At 58.8% G+C, this 17373-nt stretch carries 15 protein-coding genes; 5 read left to right on the top strand and 10 right to left on the bottom strand.

The window, feature by feature from the left end; genetic code table 11:
- Positions 1-12 precede the first annotated feature (12 nt).
- From lepA to rpoE, 7 genes are all read right to left on the bottom strand, one after another.
- Positions 13-1815: a translation elongation factor 4 gene (gene lepA / locus QUE75_RS05395; RefSeq protein WP_061332334.1), complete on the bottom strand. Its 1803-nt coding sequence runs from the start codon at positions 1813-1815 to the stop codon at positions 13-15.
- A 103-nt stretch (positions 1816-1918) separates the two neighbouring features.
- Positions 1919-4645: a bifunctional diguanylate cyclase/phosphodiesterase gene (locus tag QUE75_RS05390; RefSeq protein ID WP_230713714.1), complete on the bottom strand. Its 2727-nt coding sequence runs from the start codon at positions 4643-4645 to the stop codon at positions 1919-1921.
- A gap of 116 nt (positions 4646-4761) precedes the next feature.
- The gene (locus QUE75_RS05385) at positions 4762-6240 is read right to left on the bottom strand and encodes a DegQ family serine endoprotease (protein ID WP_396631691.1); all 1479 of its coding nucleotides are present in this window, start codon (positions 6238-6240) and stop codon (positions 4762-4764) included.
- 81 nt (positions 6241-6321) lie between these two features.
- A complete protein-coding gene (locus tag QUE75_RS05380) occupies positions 6322-6771 on the bottom strand; it encodes a SoxR reducing system RseC family protein (protein WP_286254170.1) in 450 nt (149 codons plus the stop codon).
- Positions 6768-7820 carry a MucB/RseB C-terminal domain-containing protein gene (locus tag QUE75_RS05375; protein WP_230713718.1) on the bottom strand — a complete coding sequence of 351 codons (1053 nt, stop codon included), beginning with the start codon at positions 7818-7820 and terminating at the stop codon, positions 6768-6770. Before QUE75_RS05375 ends, QUE75_RS05380 begins: the two co-directional genes overlap by 4 nt.
- Positions 7821-7836: 16 nt before the next feature.
- Positions 7837-8400: a sigma-E factor negative regulatory protein gene (locus QUE75_RS05370; protein WP_061332281.1), complete on the bottom strand. Its 564-nt coding sequence runs from the start codon at positions 8398-8400 to the stop codon at positions 7837-7839.
- A 15-nt stretch (positions 8401-8415) separates the two neighbouring features.
- Positions 8416-9105, bottom strand: coding sequence for an RNA polymerase sigma factor RpoE (gene rpoE, locus QUE75_RS05365; protein WP_061332282.1), 690 nt, complete (start codon positions 9103-9105; stop codon positions 8416-8418).
- A gap of 139 nt (positions 9106-9244) precedes the next feature.
- Between rpoE and nadB the strand changes: the two genes are divergently transcribed.
- The 5 genes from nadB (at position 9245) to QUE75_RS05340 (ending at position 13561) form a co-directional block, all read left to right on the top strand.
- Positions 9245-10852, top strand: coding sequence for an L-aspartate oxidase (nadB, locus tag QUE75_RS05360; RefSeq protein ID WP_178338774.1), 1608 nt, complete (start codon positions 9245-9247; stop codon positions 10850-10852).
- A 43-nt stretch (positions 10853-10895) separates the two neighbouring features.
- Positions 10896-11168, top strand: a complete 273-nt coding sequence (locus QUE75_RS05355; protein ID WP_061332284.1) for an FAD assembly factor SdhE — start codon at positions 10896-10898, stop codon at positions 11166-11168.
- Positions 11152-11613 carry a hypothetical protein gene (locus QUE75_RS05350; RefSeq protein WP_106693515.1) on the top strand — a complete coding sequence of 154 codons (462 nt, stop codon included), beginning with the start codon at positions 11152-11154 and terminating at the stop codon, positions 11611-11613. The genes QUE75_RS05355 and QUE75_RS05350 overlap by 17 nt, the downstream gene beginning before the upstream one ends.
- 28 nt (positions 11614-11641) lie before the next feature.
- Complete coding sequence (gene ygfZ / locus QUE75_RS05345) at positions 11642-12625, top strand: CAF17-like 4Fe-4S cluster assembly/insertion protein YgfZ (RefSeq protein WP_286254160.1); 984 nt, start codon at positions 11642-11644, stop codon at positions 12623-12625.
- 102 nt (positions 12626-12727) lie between these two features.
- Complete coding sequence (locus QUE75_RS05340; protein WP_058091731.1) at positions 12728-13561, top strand: HDOD domain-containing protein; 834 nt, start codon at positions 12728-12730, stop codon at positions 13559-13561.
- Between the two features lie 168 nt (positions 13562-13729).
- On the opposite strand, the gene ung is transcribed toward QUE75_RS05340, so the two are convergent.
- The 3 genes from ung to prfB all read right to left on the bottom strand — a co-directional run bounded on the left by ung (position 13730) and on the right by prfB (position 17151).
- The gene (gene ung, locus QUE75_RS05335; RefSeq protein ID WP_286254157.1) at positions 13730-14464 is read right to left on the bottom strand and encodes a uracil-DNA glycosylase; all 735 of its coding nucleotides are present in this window, start codon (positions 14462-14464) and stop codon (positions 13730-13732) included.
- A 4-nt stretch (positions 14465-14468) separates the two neighbouring features.
- On the bottom strand, positions 14469-16004 hold the full coding sequence (lysS, locus tag QUE75_RS05330; protein WP_286254154.1) for a lysine--tRNA ligase: 1536 nt from the start codon (positions 16002-16004) through the stop codon (positions 14469-14471).
- Between the two features lie 51 nt (positions 16005-16055).
- Positions 16056-17151 (bottom strand): peptide chain release factor 2 gene (prfB, locus tag QUE75_RS05325; RefSeq protein WP_106693510.1). Its coding sequence is split into 2 segments (ribosomal slippage): positions 16056-17078 and positions 17080-17151, totalling 1095 coding nucleotides; the frame shifts between segments, so codons are not numbered across the junction.
- Positions 17152-17373 lie beyond the last annotated feature (222 nt).

Raw genomic sequence — 17373 nt, 5'->3', positions numbered from 1 at the left:
GGAGCCTTAGTTTTAGTTATCCACTTTCAATACAGCAAGAAACGCTTCCTGAGGCACCTCGACATTGCCCAGCTGCTTCATACGTTTTTTACCTTCTTTCTGCTTCTGAAGCAGTTTCTTCTTCCGGCTGACATCACCACCGTAACACTTGGCGGTAACGTTCTTGCGCAATGCCTTGACCGTAACCCGTGACACCACCTGGGTTCCGATTGCCGCCTGGATGGCGATATCAAACATCTGCCTGGGAATCAGCTCTTTCATCTTCTCGATCAGCTGGCGCCCCTTCCGGTGCGCCAGATCCCGATGAACGATCAATGCCAGGGCGTCGACCCGTTCACCGTTAATCAACACGTCCAGGCGAACCAGATTGGCCTGCTGGAACCGCACGAAGTGGTAATCCAGCGAGGCAAAACCTCGGCTGGCAGACTTGATCCGATCGAAGAAATCCATCACCACTTCCGCCATCGGCAACTCGTAGGTGAGCTGAACCTGGGTCGACATGAAGTGCATGTTCTTCTGAACACCCCGCTTCTCTTCACACAGGGCAATAACGTTACCCAGGTGTTCCTGGGGCACCAGGATATTCGCCTCCACGATGGGCTCACGCATTTCCTCGATAGAGCCAATATCCGGAAGCCGCGAGGGGTTGTCCACCGACAAGGTCTCACCCTGTTTGGTAATGACTTCATAGATTACCGTGGGTGCCGTGGTAATCAGATCGATATCGTACTCACGCTCCAGCCGCTCCTGGATAATTTCCATGTGCAGCATGCCCAGGAAACCACAGCGGAACCCGAAACCGAGGGCGTCAGAATTCTCAGGCTCAAAAAACAGGGAGGCGTCGTTCAGCGTCAGCTTTTCGAGGGCATCCCGGAAGTCGTCATAATCGTCAGCGCTGACCGGGAACAGGCCTGCGTAAACCTGCGGCTGAACCTTCTTGAAGCCCGGCAGCATCGGAGTTTCGTCGGCGAACTTCTGATGCACGATGGTGTCGCCCACCGGTGCACCGTGAATATCCTTGATACCCGCCACCACAAAGCCTACGTCACCGGCTTCCAGAACATCAGTGTCGGTGGGCTTCGGATTAAAGATCCCTACCTTATCGGCATTCCACGCTTTCTTGGTGGATTTGATGACAATCTTGTCGCCTTTGCGCAGAACGCCCTCGGTCACCCGAACCAGGGATACCACGCCCAGATAGTTATCGAACCAGGAATCGATGATCAGCGCCTGCAGAGGTGCACTGCGGTCACCCTTCGGCGGCGGAATCTTCCTGATCAGATCCTCAAGTACATCTTCCACGCCCAGACCGCTTTTGGCACTGCAGCGCACTGCATCGGCGGCTTCGATGCCGATGATATCCTCAATTTCCGCCGCCACCCGCTCCGGCTCCGCTTGGGGCAGGTCCATCTTGTTCAGTACCGGCACCACTTCAAGCCCCTGCTCAATGGCGGTATAGCAATTGGCTACCGACTGGGCTTCCACACCCTGACCTGCATCTACCACCAGAAGCGCACCCTCACAGGCGTAGAGGGAACGGGATACCTCATAGGAAAAATCCACGTGACCAGGGGTGTCGATGAAATTCAGCTTGTAGGTTTCACCATCTTTGGCGGTGTAGTTGAGCGTTACGCTCTGGGCCTTGATGGTAATGCCCCGTTCCCGCTCCAGATCCATGGAGTCAAGCACCTGTTCGGCCATTTCGCGGTCGGTCAGGCCACCGCATATCTGGATAAAACGATCCGCCAGTGTGGATTTACCATGGTCAATGTGGGCAATAATGGAAAAGTTACGGATTCGGCTCAGTTCAGTCACAGACAATGATTACTCATATAAGACGTAGGGTTGAGCCCGGAATGGCCGCTACCGGGTCCGGGAACGGCGTGATTTTACCGGTTACCGGCCGCTATTGCCATGATCAGGAAATAAGCGGCTTCTCGTACTGCCGGATCAGGAACCCGATCAACGCGTCTTCGTCCAGCGGGTAGCTGAACAGATTACCCTGACACTGGGCGCAACCGGCGGATTTCAGGAAACTCAGCTGCTGCAGGGTTTCCACGCCCTCGGCTACCACGGTCAGGTGCAGTTTCTTCGCCAGCGCGATCACCGCAGACGCCACATCGGTAGCACTGACGTTATAGGGAATGTCCCGGATGAACCGATGATCAATCTTGATAACGTCCAGCGGGAGCTGCTGTAACGCGACCAGCGAGCATGAACCGGTCCCGAAGTCATCCAGGATCAGGCAAACCCCGAGATCATTCAGCGACACCAGCAGTTCACGCAGCATGCGAGGGTCTTCGTTCAACAACTCTGCCGGCATTTCCAGTTCCAGGCGCTCCGGGGACACGCCGGTTTCCGTAATGACCTGACGAATCATGTCCAGGAAACCGGAATCGGTCAGCTGTCGCACGGACAGGTTCACCGCCATCTTCAGGGATTCGAAGCCGGCCCGTTCCAGGGCCTGCACCTGAATACAGGCTTGCCGCAGGGCCAGCTCGCCCAGCCGGACAATCAGGCCGGTCTCTTCCGCCAGGTTGATGAACTGCTGCGCCGAAACCAGTCCCTTTTCCGGGTGGTGCCAACGCAGGAAAGCTTCCACGCCAATCACCCGCTGGCTGACGAGGTCGATCTTTGGCTGGTAATGCAGAACAAACCGGTCGCCATCCAGGGCCGTGGCCAACTCTTCCTGCTGCAACAGGCGCCGGGCGGCCTTGATATTCATGGCAGGGGTGAAGAACTGATAGGTATTGCGACCCAGCTCCTTGGCCCGGTACATGGCCAGATCGGCGTATTTCATCAGGGTGCCGGCATCCTCGCTATCATGGGGAATCATGGTGATGCCGATACTCACGGTAATGCCCACTTCGTGGTCGTTCAGGCGTATTCGCTGACACAGGCGGCGGAGTATGGACTCTGCCACCTTGCCGGCGGCATCCGGCCCGCTGATCTGGGACAACAGCACCACAAATTCGTCGCCCCCCAGGCGGGCCACCGAGTCTTCCTCACGCACACAGCCTTCCAGCCACAGCGCCACCTGTTTCAGCAGCTCATCCCCGGCGTCGTGCCCCAGGGTGTCGTTAATGCGCTTGAAACCATCGAGATCCAGAAACATCAGGGCCGCGGGTTCACCACTGCGGCGACTCCGGCGTACCACGTGGTTGAGGCGGTCCCGGAACAACTGACGGTTTGCCAGCCCGGTGAGCGGGTCGTAGAACGCCAGTCGATGCAACTCGGATTGGGCAGCCTTGAGCTGGGTCAGGTCCCGCAGGCTCAGAACCACGCCATTAACACCAGGCACAGACAACATGGCGGTATAGGTGCCTTCCATGTCACGCCACTGGCCCTCAGCATCCCGGATACGAGCCCGCACGACCGGCATCTGCTTGCCCGGCGCACGCATGGATTCCTCAAAGCCGCGCTGCAGCAGGGGCAGGTCGTCCGGATGCACCTGGGCTTCCAGCTGCATGGAATGAACCTTGTCGGGGTCGAAGCCCAGGATGTCACGACTGGACGGGCTGGCATAAAGCGGCTCACCACGACGATCCATCACCAGCGTGACATTGGCAGCTCCTTCGGTAATGGCCCGGTAACGGCCAGCGCTGATCTGGGCGATCAGTCGGGAACGAATCAGCGCCAACACAAACAGGCACAACAAAGCACTGATGGCCAACCCGGACCCCAGCACAATCGGTGGGCGAGGGTCTGCCGCCAGAAAGTCGAAGGCAGGTGTTGAACGGGTTTGCAACAGCCAGTCCCGCCCCCCGTGGGAAATAGTCTGGCTCATCTCAAAGCTGAATTCATTATCCAGCGACCCCAGGTTGGAGCCATACATCAGGGTGTCCCGGGCCACCACACCGCTGTCGTAGATCCGCACGTCAAGAAAGGGAGAGATAAGGCCGACAATGCCATCAATCAGGTTATTCATCCGGAAGGCACTGAACACATACCCAGACAGCATCATTCGCCGTTCTGCGCGAATGTCCGGGATTTCTCCGCCCTGATATACCGGGTAGTACATCAGGAAGCCGGCCTGGTCTTCCGCCAGCGATTCCTGAACCAGAACCACCTTACCGGTCACGGTTGGTACAGCATCGTCCCGGGCCTTTTCCATTGCTACCCGGTGTATCGGATCACTGAAGGCATCGTAACCCAGCGCCCTGCGGTTGCGATCTGTGCCCGGTTCCAGGTACACCATGGGGTAATAGAACGGGCCTGTGCCGAGTGGCTTGACCAGATAGTTATAGACACCTTCGGCCCGCACCGAAGCGATGTGATCGGCCATATCCCGAACACCAATCCGTTGCACATACCCGATACCCTGAATACCCGGGTAGTAACGGTCGATATCGACTTTCTCGACATACTCCCGCCACTGCTCCCTGGTGACTTCCCCGGCTACCGAGAACAAACCGGAACTGCCTGCCAGCACCTGCTCATAATTGAGCAACCGCTCTTCAATGGCGCTTTTCAGCTGCAGGGACTGGGTTCGAAAGTGGGCCTCGGTGCGGTCTTCCACAAGGCGGATTGATACCTGCCATAGAAGCACGGTGGCGGCTACGGCAACAAAGAACACAAGCCAGGCAATCCAGGCATGGCGTAATTGCAGAAGCTGTCTGAGGGGAAGTTCCTTGCTGGTCATCATTGTTTACGGTCCGTTCCATGACCCCATTTATTATCAGTTCGGGCGATTATAGCAAAAGCCCCCGGGCCTGTCGTCAAAGACACCGGGGGCTTGCGAAACGCCTGCCGTCTATGGTGTCAGGGCTTCATCACCAGATAGATGGCACGACCCTGGCGGACGATTCTGACCGAAACCGCCCGGTTAGACGGCAGCTTGCGGGTGGCGTTCCGGAAATCCTCCACTGAGCGCACCTGTTCGCGATTAATCTCGGTGATGATGTCCCGGGAACGAATCCCGGCTTCCGCTGCCGGCCCCTGGCCTACCCGGGTCACCAGCACGCCGCCCTGAACACCGGCAGCACTGGCCTGCTCCGGCGTCAGGGATTCAACCGCCAGGCCCAGCGGGTCCTGTGACGGCCCATTGTTTTCACCAACCACGGGGTCTGAGCTGTCATCGCCATCTTCCGGCAAGCGGCCAATGGTCACATCCAACTCAATTTCCCGGCCACCCCGCAGTACCGTCAGCCGGGCCGATTCGCCCACCGGCGTCCGGCCCACCAGCGGCGGCAGGTCTGATGACAACTGAACCGGCTCACTGTTGTATTCCAGCACGATATCTCCGGATTCCAGGCCTCCCTTCTCAGCCGGCGACCCCTGCATGACTTCCGCAATCAGCGCGCCCCTCGGGCGTTTCAGGCCAAAAGATTCCGCCAGGTCCCGGTTTACTTCCTGAATCAACACACCAAGCCAGCCCCGCGCAACGCTGCCCTTGTCCCGGATCTGGTTGAATACGTTCATCGCATCGTCAATGGGAATGGCGAAAGAAACCCCCATAAAACCGCCAGAGCGGGTATAGATCTGGGAGTTGATACCCACTACCTCACCATCAAGATTGAACAGTGGCCCACCGGAGTTGCCGGGGTTGATTGCCACGTCTGTCTGAATGAATGGCACGTAGTTTTCGGAGGGCAATGAACGGCCAAGGGCACTGACAATGCCTGCCGTAACCGTGTAGTCAAAACCGAACGGAGAGCCGATAGCAAACACCCATTCGCCAACCTTGAGGTCACGTGAACGCCCCACCTTGACCACGGGCAGATCCTCACCGTTCTCGATCTTCAGCACGGCCATGTCTGAACGGGGGTCGGTGCCAACAATCGTGGCCTGAAACTCACGGCGGTCGTTCAACCGCACTATGACCTCGTCAGCACCTTCCACTACATGGTTGTTGGTGAGTACATAACCGTCTGTTGACACAATGAAGCCAGAGCCCATGGAACGCTGGGGCTGCTGCGAACGGGGCGAGCCGCCGAACGGTGATTGCGGGCCACGAAAAAATTCCTGAAGGAACGGCGGCAACTGCTCAAGCTGCCTTTCATCGAACGGCGATCCCTGGAAACGGGAGCCCTGATTACGCGGCTCACTTGTGGTGCTGATATTCACTACCGCGCTGGAGTTCTCTTCAACCAGTTCGGTAAAGTCCGGCAAGCCGCGCGCGGCGAGGGACTGGCTCCAGAAAACTGAAACCATGACGGAAAGCATCAGTAGGGTCGCCCAGTAGTGTCCTGCGCTCCGGACTGGAGCAAGACGGGCAACCTCTGTGTTTGATCTCGGCATGTGGACCCCCGTGTTCTGCTTGTAATCACGTCGTAATTCTGGGGCCGGAAACCCGTTTTTCAACTTACAAAACGGTAGGGTTCACAGACATGTCACGGAATGAGTGCTGTTCACCCTGATCAGCCGCGGCTGGTATTTATCACCACTCCGACGCTGCCATCGACGTACCCACCAGAATCCTGCCCCCAGCCCTGCAAGAGCGCCCAAGATGGCCGCAGCGTCAGTACCACCCAACCATCGATAACCGGCGATACTGGCCAGCACCATCATCAGCAGCGGAGCACCGTACACAGCCAGGGATGCCGCGAGGAGTGACTGTTCATCGATACCGATCACCACCTCATCCCCAACCCTGGCACCCACGGTATTCGCCACCAGAACCTGATTTGCTCGCCCTCCGGATACCTTGGCCAACGCCCTCTGGCCGCAACCGACCCTGGCGGAACAGCTCTGACAGGCACTGACACGGATGGTTTGCACCCAGACGCTGTCGCCACTCAGGGCCACCACTTTGCCAGTCTCGGTGATCACAGGCCTGATAACTCCAGGGCCAGGGCATCATCTATTTCAACGGCATCTGCCACTTTCCGGGCCGTACGCGGGGGAATCTCGCCCACAACGGCAACCAGGAACGGTCTGTCGGCGACCAGGATCTCGCGCATGTATATGGTGGTTGCCCCCACCCGCGAGGCCCCTGTCGGCATTTTCAACTGGCCAACCGGTTCGACAAACACCGAAAAGGCCGCCAGCCCGTCAGAGAACGCGACCGCTTTGCCCTTGCCAGACCGCGGCGCGGCCGCTGGCGCGAAGCCCTCCGGCCGCCAGTTGAGAGTCCAGCCGCTCATGCGGCCGACCACCGACTGCTGAGGATCCCTGGACGCCAGCGTGCGGGTTATTTCGCGCCCTTGGGTCTGTATTTCCAGCTCCTCGTCGGCGATCTCATCGGTAATTTCGAGACTGGTAAATTGAAAGTGCTCCAGCACTTCCCCGTCACCGTCGCGCACCTGGCTTTTGACCAGCAAGCCGGTGTCTTTTTCCATCCACAGCCGATGGCTGTATCGCTCGTCATCACGGGCGGTTAACGCAATGGTCACCACGTCATAACCGGCGATGCGATCTTCACCCGCAAGCTCTGAGCGATACCATTGCCCAAACGGCATCAGCTGACTGGTGAACGCCTCGGCAAACGGGCCAGAAGGAATCACTTCGTTAAGGCTCACCCGACCACGGTCAGGGAGCACACAAACCACATTCATGCCTTTACGGACAATCTCGCCACTGCCGCCATCCTGCATGACCAGTCGCTCTTCCACCTGGCCATCCCGAAAACGATGGGCAATCTTCATGGAATGGACCTGATCCCCACGGGCATAGACGAAGACACCCCGGTAAGAGGTCATGTTCAAAGCCGGTCCCAGGCGCTCCAGCCACGACATCGCATCAGCGGGATCCGCAGAAGCAGGTTCGTTGCTCGTCTCAGCATTGGCTCCGTGAACAGGCAGCATGATCAACATTCCGGCAAGCACACCGGCGAACACGCTTCGGCCCAGGGACACCAGGCTGCTCACCACCCACGTCATCGGCCGTTCCCCAACGTCAGTAGCCACTGCTGGCACTCACCAGCCGGGCATAACCAACAGAACCCCGGCCTGCGCCAACGCTGTTATGCTGCGCGTGTTCGAGCATAAACTGGCGCATCTGTTTAAGCTGTTCTTCGTCCAGGCGCTGCAAGGCAACTTCCTCTACCCTGGCAGACAAAGCCAGTGCATCCTCATCAGACAGCTCAGTCACTGCCACCGCAGCCACCGGCTCCTGGGTTTGCCCATCCCATCCGGCGCCGGCGCCAAATCCGATGACCAGAGCCATAACGACCATCGCCGCCACCGGCCATCGCCAGTAGGAGCCTGCGGCAACCTGAGTCTTGAGCCTTGAAGGTTCAGGGCGTACATGACCATCGAGGGCCTCACGTACAGCCACCGCTACATCGACGCTCTCTTCAGGGCCATGACTTTCATGCATGAGGTCACGAACCTGTTGCCAGCGTTGCCACTGGTTTCTGACCTCATCCTGATTACCATGAGACAACAGGCGACGAACCGATAGTTCATCTGCTTCGTCGTCCATCATCGCGGACAGGGTTTCTCTGAGACGCTCATCCATCGGATGCAACCTCATTTACGTCACTGAATGATTGAGCAAGGGACCCAAGTGCCGGTCCACTGCATCCCGGGCCCTGAATATCCGCGACCGAACGGTTCCGATCGGGCATTCCAGAATCCGGGCGATATCCTCATAACTCAGGCCATCATATTCCCTGAGCAGAAAAGCGGAACGAAGTTCCTCAGGCAGGCCTGCTATTGCTTCCGACAGTGCTTTTTGCAGCTGCTCCCGCTGCAACAGCCGCTCTGGAGAAGCGACATCCCGCAGCCGACCACCATCGTCAAAGTTCTCTGCATCCGCTGAGTCCGCCGAGCCCTGCGGCCGGCGACCACGGGCTTCCAGGTAGTTCTTGGCGGTGTTAACGGCAATCCGGTACAGCCAGGTGTAGAACGCGCTGTCGCCACGAAACCGCTCGACCGCCCGGAACGCTTTGACAAAGGTTTCCTGGGTCAGGTCCATTACTTCCTGGCTGTCGTAGACGTATCGACTGATGATGGAGGCCACCCGCGACTGATACTTGACCACAAGCAGATCAAAGGCCGCACGATCGCCATTGCGAACCTTGCGCACCAACTGCAGATCCGTCTGACTGTCGGTCTGCTCACCCGGTTTCCAGTCGTTATCAGGAGTCATGGACGACGTAACAGAATGTCCTGTCTTGGTGGCCAACGGAGTGGCCTTGATAAGATTTGCTGCTTGTGTCATTCGGCTCTTCCGGCGTTCGATCATGAACCCATGGTCCTGGACAGCAACCGGCGGGCGGCTTATCCATCAGGCCAAATAGACAGCAAGCGTAAAGTTTAGTTCAATACACGTCCACATTATGGCCCGCGATAACGACTCAATGCCACAGTCCTTCGAATACGACGTTCTCATTATCGGCAGCGGCGCTGCCGGCCTGACCGTAGCGCTCAATCTGCCGGAGCACCTCAGCGTGTGCGTGGTCAGCAAGGCAGACATCAGTTCCGGCGCCACACTCTGGGCCCAGGGCGGCATTGCTGCGGTGATTGATGATGCCGACTCCGTTGAAAACCATATCCTGGATACCCTCAACGCCGGCGGCGGCCTGTGCCATGAAGATGCCGTGCGCTTTACCGTGGAGCACAGCAAAGAGAGCATCCAGTGGCTGATTGATTCGGGCGTAAAGTTTACCCGCCAGGACGACAGCGAAGACTACCACCTGACCCGGGAAGGTGGCCACAGCCACCGGCGCATCATCCATGCCGCCGACGCCACCGGCCATGCGGTGTCGACCACACTCGCCAGCCAGGCCCAGGCTCGCCCCAATATTGATCTTAAAGCGGGCCGGGTAGCAGTAGACCTGATCACCAACCGCAAACTCGCCCTGCCAGGCAACCGATGCGTAGGCGCTTACATACTGAACCTGGAAGACAACCACGTAGAACTGTTCCGCGCCCGGTTTACCGTGATTGCCACCGGGGGCGCCTCCAAGGCCTACCGCTACACCACCAATCCGGACGGTGCATCCGGCGACGGCATCGCCATGGCCTGGCGGGCCGGGTGCCGGGTGGCCAACATGGAATTCAACCAGTTTCACCCCACCTGCCTGTACCATCCACATGCCAAATCGTTTCTGATTACCGAAGCGGTTCGTGGCGAAGGCGGCGTGCTGAAACTGCCAGACGGTAGCCGATTCATGGACCGGTTCGACAAACGTGCCGAACTGGCGCCCCGGGATATCGTCGCCCGGGCCATCGACCATGAAATGAAACGCCTGGGGGCGGACCATCTGTACCTGGACATCAGCCACAAACCGGCGGATTTCATCAAGCACCACTTCCCCACCATTTACGAAAAGTGTCGGGAGTTTGGCATCGACATCACCAGGGAGCCCATTCCGGTGGTGCCGGCCGCCCATTACACCTGCGGCGGTATTGTCAGCGACGAACGGGCTCGCACCGACATCAACCAGCTGTATGTGGTGGGCGAAGCGGCCTTCACCGGCCTGCATGGTGCCAACCGCATGGCCAGCAACTCCCTGCTGGAATGCCTGGTGTACGGACGCGCCGCTGCCGCCGACATTGCCCGGCGGGAATCCGACATACCGGAGCCGCCCGTCGCACCGGACTGGGATGAAAGCCAGGTACGGGACTCCGATGAAGACGTTGTGATTTCCCACAACTGGGACGAATTACGTCATTTCATGTGGGACTACGTGGGCATTGTGCGCACCACCAAACGTCTGCAGCGGGCCAAGCACCGGGTGGATCTGCTGTCCAGGGAAATCGGCGAGTTCTACAGCAATTACCGGGTTACCAATGACCTGATCGAGCTGCGTAACCTGGTGACGGTTTCCGATCTGATCATCTGCTCGGCCCTGCAGCGAAAGGAAAGCCGCGGCCTGCATTACACACTGGACTACCCGGGCCTGCTGAACGATCCGCAAGACACGGTTCTGGTACCCACCACTTATCGCACGCTGTCTCCCTGACGGGCTGACAGGGAGACTCCACTCTTTTTCAAGGCAACCGACTATGTCAGACACCAATGCGTCCAACGACCATACCGAATTTCACCGCCTGTGGTGGCACAGCCGCCGGGGCATGCTGGAACTGGATGTTCTGCTGCTGCCCTTCCTGGAGGAAGCGTACCGGGATCTCGAGCCGGACGACCAGGCCCGATACAAGAAACTGCTGAGCTGCGAAGACACCGATATGTTCGAATGGTTCATGCAACGCAGCCGGCCGGAAGACCCGGATCTTCAGCGCATCGTTGACATCATCCTGAACCGTGTCCAGCCAGATTGATCTGACTCTATCCCCCTCCGGCATCACGGGCCTGCTGGCCAGTGCACCCTGGATACTGCTCAGCGCTTTTGCCATTGGTGCGGCACTGGAAACCAGCCTCTGGTTACTGATGGTAGGGCCGGTCACTATCGCTTTCGCCTGGCGAAACTTCCGGCGCTATGGCCTGTTACGCAGCCCCAGGGCCGTTAAGGCCCTGCGCACCGACAGCGGCGGCATAACCTGCCAGTTCGGCGATGGCCACGAGACACCCGTTCGGGTCTGCGCCTCAAGTACCCTGGGTGCGTCCTGCCTGATCTTGAAACTCCACCCCCAAGACTCCAGATCAGGTAGCATCATGGTAATGATTACCGGCAAGATGGGGCCATTCCAAGCCAATGCTCCCGAGCCTGAGTTCCGACGCCTGCGGGTATGGCTGAGAATCGGCCATACGCGTAACGCACACTGAACTCCGCTGACCCAACATGGAGATCACGATGAACCCCACGGAAAACCCTCGGCCACACTATTCGTCTGACGCCGGGTACACCCAGCTCACCAACAGACGGGTGGTACGCATCAGCGGCCCCGGTGCCGACAAGTTTGTCCAGGGCCAGTTTTCCCAGCATGTGGATGAGGTGACACAGACCCAGTCTTTGCGGGCAACCGCCTGCACACCCAAGGGACGAGCTTACTGCGTGACCCGCATGGTACGGCATGGCCAGGACCTGTTGATGGATCTGGATGCCGAGCTGGCGGATGACACCCTGAGCCACCTCCGCAAGTACCTGATGCTGTTTCGTGGGACCAGCATGGACGTGCTGCCTTCCGCCCGAATCCTTGGCCTGACCGGTAAACCAGCCGCCATCACTGCCTGCGGCGACGCAGCCGAATCGCTTTCCCGGCCGGGGCAGACGCTGGCCACCGGTTCCGGAATCCTGATTCGAATCGAGGATACCAGTGACCAGACGGCCCGCTACGAATGGTGGCAGCTCGAGGGAGATCAACCGCTGCCGGAGGAACTGCCCGAGTTGCCCATGGCACACTGGAACGCTGCCAGCATTTCCGCCGGCGTGCCCTGGCTAACGGCCCAGACCCGGGAGGCCTATGTTCCGCAGATGCTCAACCTGCAACACCTGCAAGGCGTTCATTTCAAGAAGGGCTGCTACACCGGCCAGGAAGTCATCGCCAGAATGCACTTTCTGGGGCAGCTCAAGAAGAGCTTGTTCCGCTTGCGTTTTGAGGGTTCCGACACTGCGCCGGAACCCGGCACCAGGCTGGTGTGCGAGGGCAAGAGCGTTGGCGAGGTAGTTAACGCAGAGCTCACGTCTGAACAGGCGGGTGAGATGCTGGCGGTTATCCGGCACGACGCTCAGCAAGGCACCCTGGCCCTGGAAGGCATGAACACGGTGACCGTGACTATGCAACCGCTGCCTTACCCGGTGCCCGAGCAACAGCCCGCAACGCAGGCAGATACATAAGTTGACAGGAAAAACCGGAAAAATTTGCTATAAATTAAACCACATACCGGTTTACCCCGTGCGCGCGAGCAGCGCACCCAGACAAGCGGAACGTTACTGACCATGGCCAACATTGTAGATACCATCAAGGCTGACCTGACCGACGCCATTGAGAATGACAAACTGGTGCTGCCAACCCTGCCGGAGGTGGCGCTTCAGGTTCGGGACATCGCCGAGTCCGAAGACTCGGCAATCGCTGACCTGGTCAAGGTCATCAGTAACGACACAGCCCTCTCTGCCCGGATTATCCGCGTGTGCAACAGCCCGCTGTTCCGGGGTAGCCGCGCGATTGAAAACCTGAACATGGCGGTCAGCCGCCTTGGCATGGCCTACACCAGCAACCTGGCCATGGGTCTGGCCATGGAGCAGATGTTCCAGGCCACCTCAGACATGGTCGACAAGCGCCTGCGCGCCACCTGGCAAACCAGCACTGAAGTGGCCGGCGTGTGCCACGTTCTGGCCCAGCATTACACCAAGCTCAAACCGGATCAGGCCACGCTGGCAGGGCTTGTTCACCTGATTGGGGTGCTGCCGATTCTGCGCTATGTGGAGGACCGGGACATTCAGATCAGCAGTATCATGCTGGATAATGTGATTGATCAGCTGCACCCGCGCATTGGTGCGCTGATTCTGAAGAAGTGGGATTTCCCGAGTGATCTTCAGAATGTGCCGCTGGAGTATGCCAATTTCCAGCGTGAGGTGCCGGCGGCGGATTATGCCGATTTGGTGATGGTGGCGAATTTGCAACTGGTGGCGGGTACGGATCACCCGTGGACGGAGATGGACTGGAATACCATTCCTGCCTTTGGGCGTTTGGGGTTGGATCCGAATATCGACATGAGCGAGGAGGAGGATCTCAACGCTCAGATGGAAGCGGCGATGGCGCTGCTTCAGTAAGCTTCACATCACCCATAGAATCAAGGAGCTTGACGCCCGTCTTTACGGCGGGGTTGAGCTCCCAAAACACGCTGTGAATACTTCCCTGTACGCTCTGCTCCGCCATCCCTGGCTCCGCAAGGTTTTGTGAGCTCAACCCCGCCGCAAAGACTACTTCCAAGAGAGCCTTCAGCTCTTCGCATATCTCTGGATAAGCTGCACTTTATCTGGCAGAGCCCAATCAACTTGAGCTATTCCCTGTTTCTGCAGCCAGTCATTAGCTTGCGAGAAGTGCTGACAACCGAAAAACCCTCGATAAGCACTCAGCGGTGACGGGTGCGGTCCTTCCAGAACCAGATGACGATTGCGGTCAATGTGCCGGCCTTTCTTCCTGGCGTAGCTGCCCCAGAGCAGAAACACCACACCCTCCCGCTCCCGGTTGACGGTTTCGATTACTTTGTCGGTAAAGGTTTCCCATCCCTTGTTCTGGTGCGCACCGGCGTTGCCCTGTTCGACGGTGAGCACCGCGTTCAGGAGCAATACGCCCTGTTCTGCCCAGGGTTGCAGGCAGCCGTGGTCTGGCGGGGTGATGGCCAGGTCGGTTTCGATTTCTTTGAAGATGTTCACCAGCGACGGCGGTGTAGGCACGCCCGGTCGGACGGAGAAGCAGAGGCCGTGGGCCTGGCCGGGGCCGTGGTAGGGGTCCTGGCCGAGGATGACGACTTTGACCTGGTTCAGCGGTGTGCTGTTCAGGGCGTTGAAGCAGTGTCTCTGCTCCGGGAACAGTACTTTGCCCGCCTGTTCCTGGGCGGCCAGGAATTCGGCCAGTTGCAGCATGTAGGGCTGACGGAACTCGTCCGCCAGCCAATCATCCCAGCCGCGGCCGGGCTTCAGTTGTTGAGCCAGTGCCTCGGCAGGGTGCATGGGCTTACTCGCTTTCCGGTTTCTGTTCGGCTTTGTGCTCCGGGCGCATGGCCGGGAACAGGATCACGTCGCGGATGGACGGCGAGTTGGTCAGCAGCATGGCCAGGCGGTCGATACCGATGCCCTCACCGGCGGTCGGCGGCAGGCCGTATTCCAGCGCCATCACGTAGTCGTCGTCGTAAAACATGGCTTCGTCGTCGCCGGCGTCTTTCTCGGCCACCTGGGCCTGGAAGCGTTCGGCCTGGTCTTCGGCGTCGTTGAGCTCGGAGAAGCCGTTGGCGATTTCGCGGCCGCCGACGAAGAACTCGAAGCGTTCGGTGACGAACGGGTCGCTGTCTTTGCAACGGGCCAGCGGAGAGATCTCTTTCGGGTACTCGGTGATAAAGGTGGGCTGCATCAGGCGATGTTCGGCCGTGGCCTCGAAGATCTCGATCTGCACCTTGCCCAGGCCCCAGATGTCCTTCACGTGGATACCCAGGTTCTTCGCCACGGCACGGGCCTGTGCGTCGTCTGCCAGTTGCTCGCGGGTGATGTCTGGGTTGTAGCGCAGGATGGCGTCCACCACGGTCAGGCGCTCGAACGGCTTGCCGAAATCGTATTCGATGGTTTCTTCGCTACCGTCTTTCAGCACCCGGGTGTTGATCACCGTGGTGGTACCCAGCACCTTCTGGGCGATGGTGCGCAGCATGTCTTCGGTCAGGTCCATCAGGTCGTGGTAGTCGGCGTAGGCCTGGTAGAACTCGACCATAGTGAACTCGGGGTTGTGCCGGGTCGACAGCCCTTCGTTGCGGAAGTTGCGGTTTATCTCGAACACCCGCTCAAAGCCGCCAACCACCAGGCGCTTGAGGAACAGCTCCGGGGCAATGCGCAGGTACATGTCGATGCCCAGGGCGTTGTGATGGGTCACGAACGGACGGGCGGTGGCGCCGCCGGGGATCACCTGCAGCATGGGGGTTTCCACCTCCATGAAGTCACGCTCGGTGAAGTACTGGCGCATGGCGTTGATGATCTTCGACCGGGCATGGAACACGCGGCGGCTGTCTTCGTTCACCATCAGGTCCACGTACCGGTGACGGTAGCGGGCTTCGGTGTCGGTCAGGCCCTTGTGCTTCTCCGGCAACGGGCGAAGGGACTTGGTCAGCAGCACGTATTCGTCCATGGTGACGTACAGGTCGCCCTTGCCGGACTTCGACAGGGTACCGCGCACACCCACGATGTCGCCCATATCCCAGTGCTTGGTGTCTTTCTGGACATCCTTGGACGCGTAGATCTGGATGCGGCCAGTCATGTCCTGAACCACCTTGAACGCCTTGCGGTCGAGCATCATGCGGCCGGCAATGGCCACTTTGATACCCAGGGACTCCAGCTCTTCCTTGGATTTGTCACCGTATTTTTCCTGCAGCTCGGCAGCGGTGGCATCGCGACGGAAGTCGTTCGGGAACGGGTTGCCCTGCTCGCGCATGTTTGCCAGTTTGGCGCGGCGCTCGGCAATCAGCTTGTTGTCCTCGGGCTGTGCAGCGTTCTGGGTGTGTTCAGTCATGTTGGCTCACTAAGAAGTCGGGATTGTCCGGGTGTGGGTGAATGACGCTGATTACAGCGCCATCTTCAGACTGGCTTCAATAAACTTGTCGATGTCGCCATCCAACACCGACTGGGTGTTGCTGGTTTCCACCTTGGTGCGCAGGTCCTTGATACGGCTGTCGTCCAGCACGTAGGAACGGATCTGGCTACCCCAGCCGATGTCAGACTTGGAGTCTTCGGCTTTCTGTTTCTCTTCGTTGCGCTTCTGCATTTCCAGCTCAAAGAGCTTGGCCTTGAGCTGCTTCATGGCCTGGTCTTTGTTCTGGTGCTGGCTTCGGCCGGCCTGGCAGGCAACAACGATGCCTGTGGGGTTGTGGGTCAGTCGCACCGCGGATTCGGTCCGGTTAACGTGCTGACCACCGGCACCGGAGGCGCGGTACACGTCGACCCGCAGATCCGCCGGGTTGATTTCGATTTCGAAGCTGTCGTCCACTTCCGGTGACACAAACACGGAAGAGAAGGAGGTGTGGCGACGGTTGCCGGAATCGAACGGGGATTTGCGCACCAGGCGGTGTACGCCGGTTTCGGTACGCAGCCAGCCGTAGGCGTAGTCGCCCTGGATGTGAATGGTGGCACTCTTGATGCCGGCCACTTCACCTTCCTGCAGTTCGACGATTTCGGCTTTGAAACCTCGGCGCTCGGCCCAGCGCAGGTACATGCGCAGTAGCATGTTGGCCCAGTCCTGGGCTTCGGTGCCGCCGGAGCCGGCCTGGATGTCCAGGTAGGCGTTGTTGGCGTCCATTTCACCGGAGAACATGCGGCGGAATTCGAGTTTTTCCAGCTCTCCATCCAGGCTTTCCAGGTCAGCCTGAATTTCCTCAACGGTGCCTTCGTCGTCCTCTTCCACGGCCATATCGAGCAGGCTTTCTGCGTCTGCCAGGCCGTTGGTGAGGTTGTCGATGGTTTTGACGATCAGCTCAAGATCGGAGCGTTCTTTACCCAGGTTCTGGGCCCGCTCGGGATCGTCCCATACGGTGGGGAGTTCGAGTTCCCGTTCTACTTCGACCAGTCGTTCACTGCGCTGATCGTAGTCAAAGATACCCCCTCAGCGCTTCGGTGCGCTCGCGAAGCTCTTTGATCTTCGTCACTATGGGATTAATTTCCATGAAACCTTGTCTCGCTTTGGAAAATGGTGCGATAAAAACAGAGGGCGGATTCTACCGGAATTTGTGGGTTAAATCAGCTATTCATGGCTTGGAGTAAGCACTGTGCGAGGTAGGGCTTTCCGAGAGACGCGGTGAATACATCCCTGTACGCTTGACGAAAACATCCCTGTTTTCGACACTCTCGGAAAGCCCTACCCCGCACAGCGCCCCGGATTGATTCGG

Origin of the sequence: Marinobacter shengliensis, assembly GCF_030297115.1 — a bacterium.
Lineage (GTDB): Bacteria > Pseudomonadota > Gammaproteobacteria > Pseudomonadales > Oleiphilaceae > Marinobacter > Marinobacter shengliensis.
Note: the sequence above shows the minus strand (reverse complement) of the source record. Positions and strands in the feature narration are given on the sequence as shown.